The organism is Enterococcus sp. 3H8_DIV0648 (assembly GCF_002140655.1).
Classification (GTDB): Bacteria; Bacillota; Bacilli; order Lactobacillales; family Enterococcaceae; genus Enterococcus_A; species Enterococcus_A hulanensis.
Window position 1 is genome coordinate 303,729 of the sequence record NZ_NGLG01000001.1, and the last position, 17,793, is coordinate 321,521.

At 41.8% G+C, this 17,793-nt stretch carries 14 protein-coding genes and 1 other annotated feature; of the genes, 13 read left to right on the forward strand and 1 reads right to left on the reverse strand.

All coding sequences use genetic code 11. From position 1 onward, the window contains the following. Positions 1–15 precede the first annotated feature (15 nt). The 11 genes from A5875_RS01400 (at position 16) to A5875_RS01450 (ending at position 13,559) form a co-directional block, all read left to right on the forward strand. Positions 16–1,269, forward strand: a complete 1,254-nt coding sequence (locus A5875_RS01400; protein WP_088931955.1) for a PTS sugar transporter subunit IIC — start codon at positions 16–18, stop codon at positions 1,267–1,269. Positions 1,270–1,348: 79 nt separating this feature from the next. Further along, complete coding sequence (locus A5875_RS01405) at positions 1,349–2,737, forward strand: glycoside hydrolase family 1 protein (protein ID WP_088931956.1); 1,389 nt, start codon at positions 1,349–1,351, stop codon at positions 2,735–2,737. A 19-nt stretch (positions 2,738–2,756) separates the two neighbouring features. After that, the gene (locus A5875_RS01410) at positions 2,757–3,848 is read left to right on the forward strand and encodes a DUF871 domain-containing protein (protein ID WP_088931957.1); all 1,092 of its coding nucleotides are present in this window, start codon (positions 2,757–2,759) and stop codon (positions 3,846–3,848) included. Positions 3,849–3,928: 80 nt separating this feature from the next. Then, positions 3,929–4,154 (forward strand) — a binding site (T-box leader). Between the two features lie 561 nt (positions 4,155–4,715). After that, the gene (locus tag A5875_RS01415) at positions 4,716–5,357 is read left to right on the forward strand and encodes an amino acid ABC transporter permease (RefSeq protein WP_088931958.1); all 642 of its coding nucleotides are present in this window, start codon (positions 4,716–4,718) and stop codon (positions 5,355–5,357) included. 13 nt (positions 5,358–5,370) lie between these two features. Continuing rightward, entirely contained in the window at positions 5,371–6,006 is a 636-nt protein-coding gene (locus A5875_RS01420) for an amino acid ABC transporter ATP-binding protein (RefSeq protein ID WP_088931959.1), read from the forward strand. A gap of 24 nt (positions 6,007–6,030) precedes the next feature. Continuing rightward, a complete protein-coding gene (locus tag A5875_RS01425) occupies positions 6,031–6,858 on the forward strand; it encodes an amino acid ABC transporter substrate-binding protein (protein WP_088931960.1) in 828 nt (275 codons plus the stop codon). Between the two features lie 118 nt (positions 6,859–6,976). Beyond that, positions 6,977–9,379 carry a DNA translocase FtsK gene (locus A5875_RS01430; RefSeq protein ID WP_088931961.1) on the forward strand — a complete coding sequence of 801 codons (2,403 nt, stop codon included), beginning with the start codon at positions 6,977–6,979 and terminating at the stop codon, positions 9,377–9,379. 312 nt (positions 9,380–9,691) lie between these two features. Then, positions 9,692–11,638, forward strand: a complete 1,947-nt coding sequence (locus A5875_RS01435; protein WP_088931962.1) for a BglG family transcription antiterminator — start codon at positions 9,692–9,694, stop codon at positions 11,636–11,638. 4 nt (positions 11,639–11,642) lie between these two features. Continuing rightward, positions 11,643–12,104 (forward strand): PTS sugar transporter subunit IIA, encoded by a 462-nt coding sequence (locus A5875_RS01440; RefSeq protein WP_088931963.1) that lies wholly within the window; start codon positions 11,643–11,645, stop codon positions 12,102–12,104. A 40-nt stretch (positions 12,105–12,144) separates the two neighbouring features. Further along, a complete protein-coding gene (locus tag A5875_RS01445) occupies positions 12,145–12,456 on the forward strand; it encodes a PTS fructose-like transporter subunit IIB (RefSeq protein ID WP_088931964.1) in 312 nt (103 codons plus the stop codon). Between the two features lie 11 nt (positions 12,457–12,467). Then, on the forward strand, positions 12,468–13,559 hold the full coding sequence (locus A5875_RS01450) for a PTS fructose transporter subunit EIIC (RefSeq protein ID WP_088931965.1): 1,092 nt from the start codon (positions 12,468–12,470) through the stop codon (positions 13,557–13,559). Positions 13,560–13,598: 39 nt separating this feature from the next. Here the strand turns inward: A5875_RS01450 and A5875_RS01455 are convergent, their stop codons facing one another. Further along, entirely contained in the window at positions 13,599–14,357 is a 759-nt protein-coding gene (locus A5875_RS01455; protein WP_088931966.1) for a DeoR/GlpR family DNA-binding transcription regulator, read from the reverse strand. 177 nt (positions 14,358–14,534) lie between these two features. Here A5875_RS01455 and A5875_RS01460 point away from each other — a divergent pair, with 177 nt between their 5' ends. Beyond that, positions 14,535–16,883, forward strand: a complete 2,349-nt coding sequence (locus A5875_RS01460) for a formate C-acetyltransferase (protein WP_088931967.1) — start codon at positions 14,535–14,537, stop codon at positions 16,881–16,883. A gap of 14 nt (positions 16,884–16,897) precedes the next feature. Beyond that, positions 16,898–17,680, forward strand: a complete 783-nt coding sequence (locus A5875_RS01465; protein WP_088931968.1) for a glycyl-radical enzyme activating protein — start codon at positions 16,898–16,900, stop codon at positions 17,678–17,680. Positions 17,681–17,793: the final 113 nt, after the last annotated feature.

The following is a 17,793-nucleotide window of genomic DNA, read 5'->3' on the forward strand; positions in this document are numbered from 1 at the left end:
GGGGGAACACAAAAAATGGATAAATTTATTGCTTTTATGGAAAAACACTTTATCCCGCATGCGTCAAAGATCGGTAACCAGCGTCATTTGATCGCAATTCGGGATGCCTTTACAGTAACTATGCCGTTAATGATTTTAGGGGCATTAGCGGTAATGATCAACAACTTACCGATTCCAGCTTTCCAAAATTTTATGAACGGAATTTTCGGTGGTGACAAATGGACAGGGTTCGGAGGAGCAGTCTGGAACGGAACATTTGGTGTCCTTTCAGTATTTATCGCTTTCTTAGTAGCCTATAACCTAGCGCATCACTATGGTAAAGATCCAATCGGAACAGGTGTTGTTTCCGTTGCTTCTTTCTTCACATTAGGTGCAGCAACTAGCGGAATGAACTCATCAGGTTTGTTCGTAGCTTTGATCGTAGGTATCGTAGTTGCAGAAATATTCACTCGTTTAGTTGGTAATGAAAAATTAATTGTTAAAATGCCAGATGGCGTACCGCCAGCAGTTGCGCGTTCATTCGCATCTTTATTCCCAGCAATGATCACTGTCTCACTCTTTGGTTTGATCGCAGCGATTATCGCCGGATTTGGTGTTGAAGATATGTTCGCTGAATTCTATGCACTAGTTCAAGAACCATTTATGGGATTAGCAAATTCTTACGGTTCAGCATTATTGATTGCCTTCATCACACCATTCCTATGGTTCTTTGGATTACATGGTGCCAACATGATCGACCCATTCATGCAAGCAATCAACGCACCAGCGATTGAAGCAAACAATGCGGCTCTTTCAGCTGGAAAAGCAGCTCCTTATATCGTTAACAAACCTTTCATTGATTCATTTGTAAATATGGGTGGTACTGGTGTAACGATTGGTTTAATCATCGCTATCTATTTAGTAGGACGTAAAAACAAACCATTTATGGTCGTAAACAACTTGGCTGCAGCTCCTGGTATCTTCAACATCAATGAACCATTGATGTTCGGATTGCCATTGGTATTGAACCCAATTATGTTTATCCCATTCATCTTGACACCAATGATTTGTGTTTCAACAGCGTACTTTGCAACGAGCGTTGGCTGGGTACCGGCAGCGACAGTTATGCCGCCATGGGTAACACCGCCAATCATCGGAGGATTCTTAGCAACTCAAAGCTTCTCGGGCGCAGTTTTAGCTGCTGTTAACGTAGTCATCTCAATCGCAATGTACGTACCATTCGTATCATTAGCGACTAGACAAGAACTGAAAAAAGTACAAGAGGCTTAAATAAACTAAAAGGGGGCTGAGACATTCCAATGTCCTAGCCCCCTTAAATATTTAATATGAATAGGGGATTCGATTTACAATGAAAACTTTTCCAAATAATTTCTGGTGGGGTGCAGCAACTTCTGGTCCACAAAGTGAAGGGCGCTTCAACAAAAAACACGCAAATGTCTTCGACTATCATTTTGAGATCGAACCGGAGAAATTCCATAATCAGGTAGGACCAGATGTCGCATCAAACTTTTACAACAGCTACAAAGAAGACATCCATATGATGCGCTCGATCGGCATGAACAGTTTACGGACGAGTATTCAATGGAGTCGTTTGATTGATGATTTGGAAACCAACACGGTCAATCAAGATGCGGTGGATTTTTATAATAATGTAATCGACACAATGCTGGCAGAAGGAATGACGCCGGTAATGAATCTGCACCATTTTGATTTACCTGTGGAATTGTATGACAAATACGGCGGCTGGGAATCGAAAAAGGTTGTGGAGCTATATGTTGGTTTTGCGGAAAAATGCTTTGAACTATTTGGCGATCGTGTAAAATTCTGGGCGACACACAATGAACCAATGGTTGTAGTAGAAGGTGAATACTTATTCCAATTCCATTATCCGAATATTGTAAATGGAAAAAAAGCGGTTCAAGTTGCCTATAATTTGAACTTGGCCTCTGCTAAAGCAATCCAAGCTTTCCGTAAATTGAATATCGCAGATGCGCAAATCGGTACAATTCTAAATCTAACTCCAACGTATGCTGCTTCTGATGCGCCTGAAGATCAAGAAGCTGCTCGGATTGCGGAGCTTTGGAACAACAAAATGTTCCTAGAACCGGCAGTTTATGGACATTTTCCTGCTGAATTGGAAGAGTTATTAACGAAAGACAAGGTTTTATGGGAAACAAGCGATGAGGAAAAAGAAATCTTGAAGAACAACACGGTTGATTTCTTAGGAGTGAATTTCTATCATCCAAATCGTGTGAAAGCACCAGATGTGGCACCAAATTCCGTTGGTGAATGGATGCCGGATCGTTATTATGATGCTTATGATATGCCAGGCCGTCGTGTGAATTTAGATCGCGGCTGGGAAATTTATCCTAAGGCACTTTATGATATTGCAGTTAACATCAAAGAAAATTACAAAAATATTCCATGGTACGTATCTGAAAATGGTATGGGTGTCTCAAATGAAGAGCGCTTCAAAAATTCTGCTGGAATGATCGAAGACGATTATCGTATTGATTTTGTGCAGGAGCATTTGGATTGGCTTCATAAGGGAATCGAAGAAGGTTCGAATTGCTTTGGCTACCATATGTGGACACCAATTGATTGCTGGTCTTGGTTGAATTCGTATAAGAACCGGTATGGTTTTATTTCAAACAATATCCACACTCAAATCAAAACGATTAAAAAATCTGGTTATTGGTTCAAAGAAGTAACTGAAAGAAATGGCTTAGAAGGTTAGTTCAGAAGGAGGAAAATCAGTGAAACGTGAATTAGGTATTTCGGTATATCCCGATCATAGTGATCCGCAGGCGGATCGTGATTACATCAAAAAGGCGGCAGAGCTTGGCTATACTAGAATTTTTATGAGTATGCTGGAGGTAACTGAGGGCAAAGAAAAGGTCGGCGAGAAATTTGGCAGTGTGATTCATTATGCAAAAGAGTTAGGCATGGAAACTGTGCTGGATATCGCGCCATCAATTTTTAACGACTTAGGGATTTCCTATGATGATCTAAGCTTTTTTGCGGAGCTGGGAGCTGAGGGAATTCGTTTGGATGAAGGGTTCGACGGAAACAAAGAAGCGATGTTGAGCTACAATCCTGAGGGGTTAGCGATTGAGTTGAATATGAGTAACAATGTTGCTTATCTTGATAATATCTTGTCCTACGAAGCCAATGAACCATTCATTTATGGCTGTCACAATTTCTATCCGCAAGAGGGTTCGGCTTTGCCTTATGACTTCTTTATCAGCTGCAGCGAACGCTTCAAAGGTCATGGAATCAAAACAGCAGCGTTTATTACAAGTCAAAGTGCTGAATACGGTCCGTGGGATGTGAATGATGGCTTGCCGACATTGGAAATGCACCGTCATTTGCCGATTGATTTACAGGCCCGCCATATGTTTGCGACGGGGTTGATTGATACGGTGATTATCGGAAATGCCTATGCTTCTGATGAAGAATTAGCAAAAGTCGCAGCAGTTGATCGTTATAAATTAAGCTTAGGAATCGAGTTTGTACCAGAAGCAACAGAAATCGAGCGGAAAATCGTCGCTGATAAAAAACATTTTCGTCGTGGAGATATTACATCAACCGCAGTACGTTCAACGATGGTTCGGGTGAAATATGCGGATGTTGCAAATCCTGTTCATGACAATACCCAAGAATTCCAAGTTGGGGATGTTGTCGTCGGCAATGATGATTTTGGCAAGTACAAAAATGAGCTGCAAGTTGTTTTAGAACCGCATAGTGATTCGCGGAAAAATTTAGTTGGTAAAATTCCGCAAGAAGAATTGATTATGTTAGACTTTTTGAAACCTTGGACGAAATTTCAGTTTGTTCCTAAAAACTAAATTTGAGACTGATGATAAAAAGATGAAGGTTCGTTATTGACAAACCCTTAAAAGGCGTGTAAAGTATGACTCAACTTAATCAAACGACAATGAAAAGAAGAGTAGCAGTTCATTTGTTCTCAGAGAGTCTCTGGTTGGTGAGAAGAGACAGCAATGATTTGTGAACCACATCTTTGAGTCGATCAGCTGAAATAAGTAGGCTGATCCGGGAGAGCCCGTTAGCGCAGAGGTCAGATTGACCAGTTGAGATCGTTCGTTGTGAGACGACGATGAAAAAAGGTGGAACCACGTAATTACGTCCTTTAGCCCTAGCGGCTAAAGGACTTTTTTTATTTCACTGATTGGACACTGACCCAAAGAGGTTCCTTTTGCGAGAAAGGAACAAAGATGAGGTGGAACCACGTATATAACGTCCTCTGGTAGAAATACCAGAGGGCTTTTTTTGCGAGTTACGCTTTTTGCAGTTTGTTTTGATGGGAGAATTGAGATTGGGGTTTTAAGAGAATCATGAATGGAGCTGTTTAGCGGAATCGTATGCGTACGAAAATAGAAATATTTTTCTCGTTTTTTAGAAAAATAATTTCCTTAACATTAAGTTAGCTGTCAGTTCTACTTCCTGCTTCAGCAGGTTAGTAGAATGATATGCGTGGCGAGAATCAAACAAACTTTTTCGTTTTTTGAAAAAGTTTGCTCCTAAGTACGAAATAGCAGCGAGTTACACTTTTCGCAGTTTATTTTGATGGGAGAATTGAGATGGGGGTTTGTTTAGCAGAATCATATGCCAAACTTATTTACCAAACGAACTAAGTCAAGATTAAGAACATTCGAAAGGCCGTACAACTTTCGATAACATGGAGGGATATTGGGATGAATTATTTGATCGAAGTCATGCCGCAATTATTACAAGGGGCAACGACAACACTGAAATTATTTGCTTATACGATATTAGGCTCATTGCCGCTGGGAATTTTACTCTCATTTGGTTTGTCGAGCCGTTTTAAACCACTGCAATGGATCTTGCGTTTTTACGTTTGGATCATGCGTGGCACACCGCTGCTGCTGCAATTGATTTTCGTTTTTTACGGGCTGCCGCTAGTCGGAATCATTTTTGACCGCTTCGAAGCTGCACTTTTCGCCTTTGTTTTGAACTATGCAGCGTACTATGCTGAAATTTTCCGCGGCGGAATTCAATCGATTCCATTAGGACAATATGAAGCATCGAAAGTTATTGGATTGACGCCTGTTCAAACGATTACGCGAATCATTATCCCGCAGGTTGTCAAAATCGTCTTGCCATCTGTTGGTAATGAAGTGATCAACTTGGTGAAGGATACATCGTTAGTATATATTCTTGGTCTATCCGATGTGATGCGGGCTGGTAAAATCGCGATGGAACGAGATACGACCTTACTGCCGTTATTCGGAGTAGCAATTATTTACTTGGCATTGACGGGGGTTACGTCAGTCATCTTGAAGCAATTAGAAAATCGTTTGAACTATTATCGTTAGGCAGGTGGAAAAAATGATCGAATTAAAAAATGTAAACAAATCTTTTGGCAATAAAAAAGTGATTGATAATTTAGACTTGGTAATTCCTGATGGACAAATCTTAGCGATCGTCGGACCATCCGGCGGCGGGAAAACCACATTGTTAAGAACCTTAGCTGGCTTAGAGACGTCAGATAGCGGGACGTTTTTATTAGATGGAAAACCTTTTGATCCGACGTCTTCGAAACAACAGGAACAAGTCGTCGGTGTGGTTTTCCAAGATTTTCAATTATTTCCACATTTGAGCGTATTGGATAATATCACGATCGGTCCGCGTTTAGTCTTAAAGCAAGACAAAGAAACCTATACGAACAAGGCAAAGCATTTAGCCAGCCTGTTAGGTATCGAAGAACTGCTGGATAACTATCCATACCAATTATCTGGTGGGCAAAAACAACGTCTGGCGATTGCTCGGGCGATGGCGATGAATCCTAAGGTGTTGGCGTATGATGAACCAACGAGTGCTTTAGACCCCGCGTTACGTCAACAAGTTGCTAGTTTAATTTTAGAGTTGAAGGCCGATGGTGTAACTCAGATCGTCGTGACCCATGATTTAGTTTTCGCGGAAGAAATTGGTGATCAGTTATTGAAGGTTGAACCTATCAAATAAAAAAAGAATACAGGAGGAGTAAGTATGAAATTGAAAAAAATTATTTTGGGAATGGCAGCTGTTTTAACTTTGGTAACGTTAACTGCCTGTGGTAAGAAAGAGGCCAGCGGTGACGACAGTTGGAAAACAATTGAGGAAGATAAAAAAGTAACGATTGGTTTAGATGATACGTTTGTTCCGATGGGCTTTAAGGATAAAGATGGAAAAATCGTTGGTTTTGACGTAGATCTTGCGAAAGCAGTCTTTAAAGAATATGGTATCAAAGCAGATTTTCAGCCAATCGACTGGTCAATGAAAGAAAATGAATTGGAAAATGGTACGATCGATTTGATTTGGAATGGTTACACAGTCACAAAATCTCGTGAGAAAAAAGTACTGTTTACTGATCCTTATGCTCAAAACGAACAAATTTTAGTCACTAAAAAGGACAGCGGGATTACGAGCTCTGAAGGTATGAAGGACAAAATTTTAGGTGCGCAGGAAGGTTCTTCCGGCTATGAAGCCTTCAACAACGAAACAAAAACTTTGAAGGATATCGTGAAGGAAAACGATGCGACTTTATATGCCAGCTTTAATGAAGCGATGATCGATTTGGAAAATGGACGGATCGATGGACTTTTGATCGATAAAGTATACGCAGATTACTATTTAAAGCAAGCAGGAAAATTAGATGCTTACAATATTTTTAGTGTCGGCTTCAAAAATGAAGACTTTGCGGTCGGTGCCCGCAAAGGCGATAAAGAGCTCGTTAAGAAGATCAATAGTGCCTTCAAAGAACTGCAAGACAACGGCAAATACGCTGAAATCTCGAAGAAATGGTTCGGCGAAGAATTATCGTTGCCAAAAGAGTAAGCAGCAGTTTTTATCCCTAAAAAATTTAAACTTTATTTAACCAAAAAGAAAAGGCGAGCAAAACTTTTGTTCGCCTTCTTTTTTTTGTATAATGGTACAGAATGGAAAGAGGGATAGTATGGCGCAGAAGAAGCGTACAAAGAAAAAAAGAAAAACAAAAAAACAAAAACAACTGCAAGAACAGCGCCTGATTATCGGGATTGGGCTTTTATTTATTTTATTTGCGGTCTTCGCCTTATTTAAACTGGGCTTTTTAGGAAATTTGATTGCTAACGTGCTGCGATTAGTTGGAGGAAATACCTACCAATTTCTAGCTGTACTTTTAGGATTATATGGTGGATTGCTTGTCGTAAAGAATACGAAGCTGCGTTTAACCAAACCGCGGCGCTGGGTCGGGATGGGTGTCTTTTATTTAGGGATTCTGCTGATTCTTCATGCACGCTTATTTGCGAATGTAGCAAATCAAGATCCGAATATCCTAAAAACGACATGGGACTTATTGATGACTGATTTCTTAGGCAATAGGATCACCCAAAATGTCGGCGGCGGGATGCTGGGCGGTATTCTTTATAGTTTGACGCACTTTTTAGTTTCCCAAGTCGGCAGCTATTTGATTGCCGGCCTGTTATTGATTCTCGGGGTCTTCTTGTTTAGTCTCCTAGAATTTAATCAAGTGGCCGATTATTTGGCAAATCTGATTGAAACAGCGCAAGAAAAATTCTCTGAATCAGACGAGAAAAAAGCTCTGCGGGCTGCAAAAAAAGAAGAACATCAGGCTCAAAAAGCGCAGGCTAAAGCTGAAAAACAAGCCGCCGAGAAAGCGAAGAAGGAAGCGGAACAGGCAGAGCGTGAAAAAAATAAGGTTCGTTCAATGACGCCAGGTGAGCAGTTGGCAAAAGAAAACCAAGAAAAACTGGTCAAAGAACCAGAGCAAATGACCTTAGTACCAATCGAAGGCTTTCAAGAAAATTTGGAGCCAACAGCGGTACCAGCACAAGCCAAAAAACCAGATCTTGATGAAGAAGAAATCGATGATCCCGGTGATTTGGAATTTGAGATCAATGCCGAACCGGAAGATCATGACTATCAATTACCACCTTCAACTTTATTAGACTCGATTCAAGCGGCGGATCAAAGTGATGAATACAAGAAAATCGAGCAAAACATCAAAGTGTTGGAAAAAACCTTCAACAGCTTTGGTGTAGATGCAAAAGTCGTCAAAGCCAGCTTGGGACCATCTGTTACTAAGTTTGAGGTCCAACCAGCAGTCGGCGTAAAGGTCAGCAAGATCGTTAACTTGACTGATGACATTGCCTTGGCGCTAGCGGCAAAAGACGTACGGATGGAAGCTCCAATTCCAGGGAAATCTTTGATCGGGATCGAAGTACCTAACAGCACCATCAGCACGGTTTCATTCCGAGACATCATTGAAGCTCAGCCAAATCATCCAGATAAATTACTGGAAGTACCTTTAGGTCGAGATATTTCAGGGATGGTCCAAACGGCTGATTTATCTAAAATGCCCCACTTGCTAGTTGCCGGTTCGACTGGGAGCGGGAAGTCCGTATCGATCAATGGGATCATCACCAGTATTTTGATGCGGGCAAAACCGAACGAAGTAAAACTAATGATGATCGACCCAAAAATGGTTGAATTGAATGTTTATAATGGGATACCCCATTTATTGACACCCGTTGTAACGAATCCGCGAAAAGCGGCGCAAGCCTTACAAAAGGTCGTTCAGGAAATGGAAGAACGTTACGAGAAATTTGCGGCTACGGGTGTACGGAATATTTCCGGCTTTAATGAATTAGTGATCCAGAAAAATCTGGAAGATGGACAAAATCGTCCGATCCTGCCATTTATCGTTGTGATCGTGGATGAATTAGCTGACTTGATGATGGTTGCCAGTAACGAGGTCGAAGATGCGATTACGCGTCTAGCGCAAATGGCTCGGGCAGCCGGAATCCATATGATTTTGGCTACCCAACGACCAAGTGTTGATGTTATCACCGGGATCATCAAAGCCAATGTACCATCGCGGATCGCCTTTGCGGTTTCGAGCGGGACAGACTCGCGAACGATTATCGACAGCAATGGTGCTGAAAAACTGCTAGGTCGCGGAGACATGCTGTTCTTACCGATGGGAGAAAATAAACCGATTCGTGTCCAAGGGGCCTTTATTTCGGACCATGAAGTCGAACGTGTCGTGGAATTTGTTTCGGATCAGCAAGAGGCTCATTACGAAGAAAAAATGATGCCGACAGAAGAAACAACCTCATCACCATCAGAAACACCGCAGGATGAGCTGTATGAGGAAGCCAAGGCCTTAGTGGTCGATATGCAGACAGCTAGTATTTCGCTGCTCCAGCGACGTTTCCGTATCGGATACAACCGAGCGGCTCGGATTGTCGATGAACTAGAAGAGCACGGTGTAATCGGACCATCAACAGGCAGCAAACCGCGAGAGGTCCTGTTAGAAAAAGTAGAAGAAGAACTAGAAAATCCATTAGATGAGTAAAACCATAAGAAAGCTTTGCCAGTTTTGGCAAGGCTTTTTTTCTGGTTTCTTGAGTTGCACATATGTGCAGAATCAAAACCAATTGAAGCGGATAGAAACAGTCTATTTCAGAAAAATACTTTTTCAGCTTCCAACTAGAAAAGTTGTTACCATAGGGTTTTAAACGTAATTACGACAATTCTTTTCGCTACAGCAACGGCAAAACGATTGAATTTCAACATTAATGTGTAACTTTTATGTGTTATACAATAGAAAAAGCCTGTGCTATCTTTTTGTTAGATTGATAAGCGCTTACAATTGGAGGAGTAAAAAATGAAAGGATTGAATCCACGGCAGAAAAAATTAATTTATTTACTTGTTCAGAATGAAAACTACTTGCCGGTGTCTTTCTACTCCGAGAAGTTAGAAAAATCAAGCCGGACGATTTATTCTGATTTGGATAAAATCCAAAAGTTATTACCAAAGGAACAACTTGTTTTAGAAAAGAAACCGCGAATCGGGATTCAATTAAGAGGAACCGTTGAAGCAAAGCTGCAATTTTTGGAACAAATCACTGGGATAAGCACGACGGCTGTCGCTGAATCGCAAGAACGTCAATGGCTGATCACCAAACAATTATTGATTGATGAAGAGACAGTGACCCAGAAAATGCTTGCGCAACAGTTTCATGTGAGTCCAAGTTCGATCGTGAGTGATTTGGATAAAATCATTGAAAAGTATCGTTTGGCTTTGGAGCCATCAAAACGAGGCACGAAAATGGTTGGCAGCGAGGAGGAAATTCAGAATAGTCTTTTTCGATTCTGTGAAGACTATTTGGATTATCACGGAATCAATCCGGAGGAGCTGTTTCAAGAGACAACACAGGAATTATTGTCCAAGCTCTTTACACCATCGTTAGTTAAAATGACGCTTCAACAAATCGAAGAATTAAAGCTGCAAACGGAGTTCTGTTTCCCCGAGCATTACGTAAAATCCTTGGTCATTCGTCTATTAGTTTTTTGCTTTCGCTTAAGCCGCGGTCAGCATATTGAAGAAAAAGACTTTCTATTTGATCAAATCAAGCTGATCGATACCTATCTGATCGCGAATGAATTATTGGAGAAGATAGCAAAGGTGCATGGTTTTGAATATAACGAGGAAGATATTTCTTATGTAAATCGGCAACTAGTCGGCTACGGTGTAAAGCCGAACACTAACGGTCAAAAAAACTATGAGAGATACGCCAGAACGATTCAAAAGATTTTAGAAAACATGAGTGAGATCATGGAGGTGGATTTTTTGGCGGATACACAATTAGCCGAACGGTTCGCCAGCCATTTTGTTCCAATGATCTATCGCTTAAAAATGGGGATCGCGATCACGAATCCATTAGTTGAGGAAATCAGGAGCCAATATGCAGTTACTTTTAGTGCAACCAGATATGCGTTAGCAAATACTGAAGAACAATTAAATGTTCAGTTCAACGATGAAGAGGTTGCTTTGGTGGCAATGTATTTTCAGGTCTCACTGGAAAAAAGTCAAAATGGCAAAAAGATTTTGATCGTCTGTCCCAATGGTGTGGGTACTTCAGAATTGATTTTCAATAAGATCAAACGAATTTTACCTGCACAGGATACCGCGGAGATAACGACGCTTGATAAACTTTATAGAAAGAATCTGAACAACGTTGACCTGATTATTTCTTCAGTTAAATTGGAAGCGATCCATAAACCGATTATCCAAGTCTCAACTTTAGTGACGCAAGAAGATATCAAGAATATTACCGCACTCTACTCAAATTTATTTTATTCGGAAGAATCCAATGAGGCGGAGATTTTAGAATTTCCTTTTTTAAAGAACGTAATTGATCTGGATTTTATTTACACACAAAAAAGATTTTCAGACAAGCAGACATGCTTAAACTGGCTGATCGATCGTCTGGAGAAAAAGAAAGTGGTCACTAAGGCTTTCCGCAAAGAGGTCTTTGCTCGGGAAGCGATCGGCGAGACGGCGCTTGCCACAGGAGTAGCGATTCCCCATGCATCTCCGCAAAATGTTTTGCAGACAAGGATCGCAATCGTTACCTTAGACCAGCCGATCATTTGGGATCAGCGGAAGGTTCACTATGTTTTGTTGATGTGTATCGCAAAAGAGGATCGCAACCTTGTTCGAGGTGTAATCACAGACATTCATAAAATCGTTCAATCAGAGAAACAATTAAAATGCTTCTTCGCAGAAAAAGATGCAATCGCAATTTATAACGACATTAGCAGGAGGTAGAAAAATGCAAGTGATTAATGAAGAATTAGTCGATCTGGCGATTGATGCAGATTCAAAGATGAGCGCCATCAATATCTTAGCCGATCGAATCAATCAAGCGGGACGGTTACATAACCATGCAGGATACGTTGAAAGTGTTGTAGAGCGGGAGAATTTGACAACGACAGGGATCGGCTTTGGAATCGCGATTCCTCATGGGAAAAGTCCTCATGTCAAAGAAACGACTGTAGCTTTTGGACGCCTGAACAATAAAATTGATTGGCAGAGTCTGGATGGTGAAAATGTTGGTTTAGTCTTTTTATTGGCTGTTCCAGAAGCATGTCAGGGAGATCAGCATTTAAAAATCATTGCCGGTCTTTCAAGAAAATTAGTCCATCAGGAGTTCCGCGATACTTTAGAACAAGCTGCAAGTGATCGGGAAATTGTCGATTTACTAAACGACAGCTTAGCAGGTGTCGTTGCCTAGCTAGTTTAAAACAAATTGAAGAATGAAGGAGAAAAAAATTATGAAATTAGTTGCTGTAACAGCATGTCCATCAGGAGTTGCTCATACCTATCTTGCCGCTGAAAGCTTAGAGGTGGCGGCGAAAAAGAATAACGTAGAAATTCATGTCGAGACTCAAGGTTCGATCGGGATCGAAAATGAATTATCAATGGATCTGATCAATGAGGCGGATGCAGTGATTTTGACCAATAATATTGGAATCAAAAATGAAGATCGCTTCAAGGGCAAGCCGGTCGTCCGGGTGAGTGCTGGGGATTGCATCAACAAGGGAGAAACGATCGTCAAAAAGCTCCAGCAGAAATTAGCGAAATAGGAGGAACCGCAATGATTGAATTATTAAAGAATACAAGAAAAAATATGATGACCGGCGTTTCATACATGATTCCTTTTGTCGTTGCCGGCGGAATTTTGTTGGCATTGAGTGTTTTGCTGTCGGGAAATGCGTCAGTGCCGGATAAAGGCTGGTTGGCGGATATTGCGAATATCGGGATTACCGGGCTCGGGATGATGGTACCGATCTTATCTGGTTATATCGCCTTCTCAATGGTGGATCGTCCGGGTTTGGCGCCGGGAATTATTGGCGGATTGATCGCTAGTAATATTGGTGCTGGTTTTCTAGGCGGGATTTTATCAGGGATTTTGGCAGGAGTAGTGGTCTTTTATCTAAAGAAAATCAAATTGCCATCAAGCCTGCGTTCGTTAGGGCCAATCTTTATTATTCCATTATTTGGAACCTTGCTCGTCGGGGTCTTGATGTATTGGGTGATTGGACAGCCGATTGCGGCATTAATGACGGCCTTAACAAAATGGCTGGAGTCAATGGGAACTGGAAATTTAGTGGTACTTGGCTTGATTTTGGGAGCGATGATCGCTTCTGATATGGGCGGACCAATCAATAAAGTTGCCTTTAGTTTTGGTTCTGCGATGGTAGGAACGATCAATCCTGTGACTGGTTTGCCAAGCGATACGGCATTGACGATCATGGCGGGGATCGGAGCAGCGATTTGTATTCCACCCCTTGCCATGGGATTAGCGACTATCGTTGCACCTAAGAAGTTTACAGTCGAAGAGAGAAATTCTGGAAAAGCTGCGATTGTGATGGGAATGGTCGGGATTTCAGAAGGTGCGATTCCGTTCGCAGCGGCTGATCCATTGCGTTGTATTCCGGCGAATATGATCGGCAGCGCCATTGGAGCAGCTATCGCGATGGTATTAGGCGCTGGGAATCCAGCACCTTGGGGCGGCTGGATCGTTGCTCCGGTAGCGCAGAATCCGTTAGTTTATATTCTTGGAACAGTGATCGGTTCAGTAATCACTGCCGGCATCGTCATTGCTTTGAAGAAGCCGGTCGTTGAGGAGGAATCCCAAGCGATCGATCTGGATGATGACTTTGATTTAGATATCGAGATTATGTAATAAAAAAGATGTGCCGTGAAAAATTTCGGCACATCTTTTTTAAACCAAAATCAATTTTGCATAAGCACTGATCATCCGCTCATAATCTAACGGCAGACCTTTGCTGGTAATGACAACATCGATTTCAGACCAAGGAGCGACTTGGACAAGAGAAGTTTTTTCAAATTTCGTGTGATCCAGCAGCACGATTTTTTTTGTCGCTTTTTTAAGCATCCGCCGTTTTGCTTCGGCATCGATCAGAGAAGAGGTGCAAAAGCCTTTACGATTTTTGACACCGCTGGAGCCGAAGAAGCATAAGTCGAACTGAATATCGGGATACATCTCGCCGCCGCTATTGCGAAAGGCCATGTCGGCAGGAGAATATTCGCCGCCGAAGCAAAAAAGTTTATGCTGACTGTTCGCCAGTTGAGAAATAGCGGCAAGCGAGCTGGTAAAGATTTGCTTTTTTTCCAAGGGTACAATCTTTTTAGCAAGCAGAGCCAAAGTACTTCCTTGATCTAAGCCGATCGTGTAATCCTCAGCAGTAATAAAATTTAAGGCGGCTTGCGTAATTTTATCCTTTTCTGCAAATTGGGAGGTTCGGCGAAAAACCGGGGCCAATTCTTTTTCTTGTACCAGGCGGGCTTTGCCGTGGTGTTTTTCTAAAATGCCTTCTTCAGCTAAATAAGTTAAGTCTTTACGAATGGTTTCATCAGAGACGTGAAACTTTTTCACTAGCTCTTGGACCTTCATTTCGTTTTGCTGATATAAAAGTTCGGTAATTTCTTTGCGGCGTTGTGCAATTTCAGCGGCCTTCATAAAGCAACCTCCTTCTTTTGCTCTAAGGTAGCATGAGATTCCAACAAAAACAATTGAAAACTTGGGAAAAAGTGAACAAATCCAACTTTTTACTTGTATTTCAAAGAAATCGATAGTTTCACCCGGAAAATATTCCTATACTAAGAGTGAACAGAAGTGAAAAAAGGAGTGAACAAAATGGGAACGGGAGTAATCAATCAGGAAAAAAATATTGCCAATGTAGTGGTCAAAGGAAATCCCCGCATTCAAAGGATGAAAGATCATTTATTCAAGGAGAAACGGCAAATATCGCTGGAGCGAGCATTGCTTTATACGGAAAGCTATCGTCAGACTGAAGGCGAGCCTACGATCATTCGGCGAGCAAAAGCAGTGGCACATATTTTAGCGAATGTTGAGATCAGTATTCGTGAAGGAGAATTATTAGTCGGCAATCGAACGGTTCGTCCGCGTTCTGGGATTCTTTCACCGGAGATGGACCCTTATTGGATCATGCAGGAGATCGATACGATCGCTACACGTCCGCAGGATCAATTTGAATTCACAGAAGCAGATAAAAAGATCTATCGCGAGGAATTATACCCTTACTGGGAGAAGCGCTCAATGAAGGATTTTATCAATGGCGAGTTGACTGACGAAGTAAAAACAGCCTTGAAAGATGAAGTCTTCAAATTGAACCAAACGGATAAAGGACAGGGCCATATCATTATGGACTTCACCGGAATACTAGCGCGAGGAATCGGCAACTACCTTGAACAATTAGATAAGAAAATCAGGGAAGAGTCGGACAATCACTTTTATCAAGCTGGAAAAATCGTTTTTACTGCGATGCGCGATCATTTTTTACGCTATGCTGAATTAGCCGAAGCGATGAACAAACATGAAAAAGAGAACCAGCGCCAACAAGAGTTGCAGCAGATTGGAAAAATGTGCCGCAAGCTAAGTACAGAAAAGCCTGACTCGTTTTACGAGGCACTGCAATTATTATGGATGACCAGTATTGTCGGGCAATATGAATCAAATGCTTCTTCACTTTCGTTAGGTCGAATGGATCAATATTTGTATCCATTTTATGAAGCATCCATAAAAGCTGGGATCGATAAAAATTTTCTATATGAAGTTTTAGGCGACTTTTATATTAAGACCAATGATGTGGTGCTTTTGCGTTCCGAGAGCAGTGCCAAGTGTTTCGCAGGATTTCCAACGGGCTACACGGTTGTTTTAGGCGGACTTGATGAGTTAGGTCATACTTCGGTGAATCCGCTGTCGTTTGTGATGTTGGAGCTTTACCATGAGATATTATTGCCGCAGCCCAATCTATCAGTGCGGATGAATGAATTGATCCCCCGCCGCTTTTTACTTAAAACGGTGGAGACGATTCGTTTAGGCACGGGAATTCCTCAATTATTTAACGACGAGGTTTGTGTGCCAGCCTTTTTAAGCAAAGGCGTCTCACTGGATGATGCGCGGGACTATGCGACAGTGGGGTGTGTAGAAACATCGATTCCGGGTAAAACTTATGGTTTGCACGACATTGCCCTCTTCAATTTATTACGAATTATGGAATTGAGCATGTATGAGTTAAGGGATGAGTCTGGACTAACTTATGACCGATTAGTTGAAACAATTGAGCAGAAGATCGATTATTATGTGGAGCTGGTGGTCAAGGGTTCGAACATTGTAGATTTGGGGCATCGGCATTATGCGCCGACGCCGTTTCTATCTGTCTTGATTGATGACTGTTTGGAAAATGGCAAGGACGTAACCGAAGGCGGTGCGCGCTACAATTTTTCTGGTGTACAAGGTATCGGAGAGGCCAACCTAAGCGACTCACTGTATGTCATTAAAAAGATGATCTTCGAAAATAAAGAAATGAGCTTCAGCAAATTGGTGGATGCGTTAGAGTCGAATTTCACCGGAGAATACGCTGAGCTGCAGCAGCATGTGATCCAAGACTTTGAAAAATTCGGCAACGATGATGAGGAATTGGATATCATTGCGGCAAAATTATTCCGTCACTACGCCAAAGAATTGGAGCAATATAAAAATGTTCGCGGCGGGCAATTTATCCCCGGAGCCTACACGGTATCCGCCCACATCCCATTAGGTGAAGCGGTTGGAGCGACACCAGATGGTCGAAAGGCCCAAGAGCAATTAGCCGATGGCGGCTTATCTCCAATGGTAGGACGGGATCATTTAGGCCCGACTGCTGTGTTAAAATCTGTCAGCAAGCTAGACAACTACTTAACGGTCAACGGCAGCTTATTGAATTTGAAGTTTCAGCCGAATACGTTGAAAGGACAACAAGGTCTAAATAAATTTGCTGATTTCTTGTTAGCTTTTACCAAATTAAAAATTCAGCATGTTCAATTCAATGTTCAATCGAAGGAAACACTGCTAGAAGCTCAGAAGCATCCAGAAAAATATTCAGGCCTCTTAGTTCGTGTAGCCGGATATAGTGCCTTCTTCGTTGATTTGAATAAACAAATTCAAGACGATATTATCGCGCGTGTTGAACACCAATTGTAGGATGAGGGATAAAAATGGATCAAGGATTAGTTTTCAATATTCAACGCTATTCCGTTCACGACGGTGGGGGAATCCGAACGCTGATATTTTTGAAGGGTTGTCCGTTGCGTTGTCCGTGGTGTTCCAATCCAGAATCACGAAAAAAGGTTGAACCGACGACTTGGAAAAAGAACGGCAAAACGGAGCAGATCGGAGCTTGGCGCTCAATCGATGAGCTGTTGGATGAAGTGCTGAAGGATGAAATTTTTTATCGTACATCAGGCGGCGGTGTGACATTATCAGGCGGCGAGGTCTTGATGCAGTCCGAATTTGCCAGTGCGTTCTTGCAGGAGCTGAAAAAGCTTGGAATCCATACAGCAATTGAAACAACTGGCTGCTTTCCAGTAGAGCGGATCAAAAGGCTAACCCCGTATGTTGATCAAGTGCTGTTTGATTTGAAAATCATGGATCGCTCTGAAGCTAAAAAAGTCATCGGAGTTGATCCTGAAACTGTCAGAGAAAATTTTGAGTATCTGTTAACGCAAGAGCAAATTCAAGTGATCCCGCGCATTCCGCTGATTCCAGAATATACAACGAATGAAAAAAATATTCAGCAGCTTATCGATTTTTTGACAGCACGAAAAATAGGCGAAGTTCATTTACTGCCCTTCCATCAATACGGCAGCAGCAAATATGATTATCTGGGCTGGGAATACAGGATGAAGGATGTTCAAACGTTGACACGGACAGAAATAGACACAATCAAAGCAAAATTTGAACGAGCAGGAATCCGTGCGAATATTGACGGTTTGGAATGAGAGGCCTCGTGCCTCTCTTTTTCTGTAAATAAGCTTGTGAAATCATTTCTTTTTTTCAAAGTTGATTGTTTTCTCTTTGTGAATCGGTTATAGTATGTAGCGAATGTTTCCAG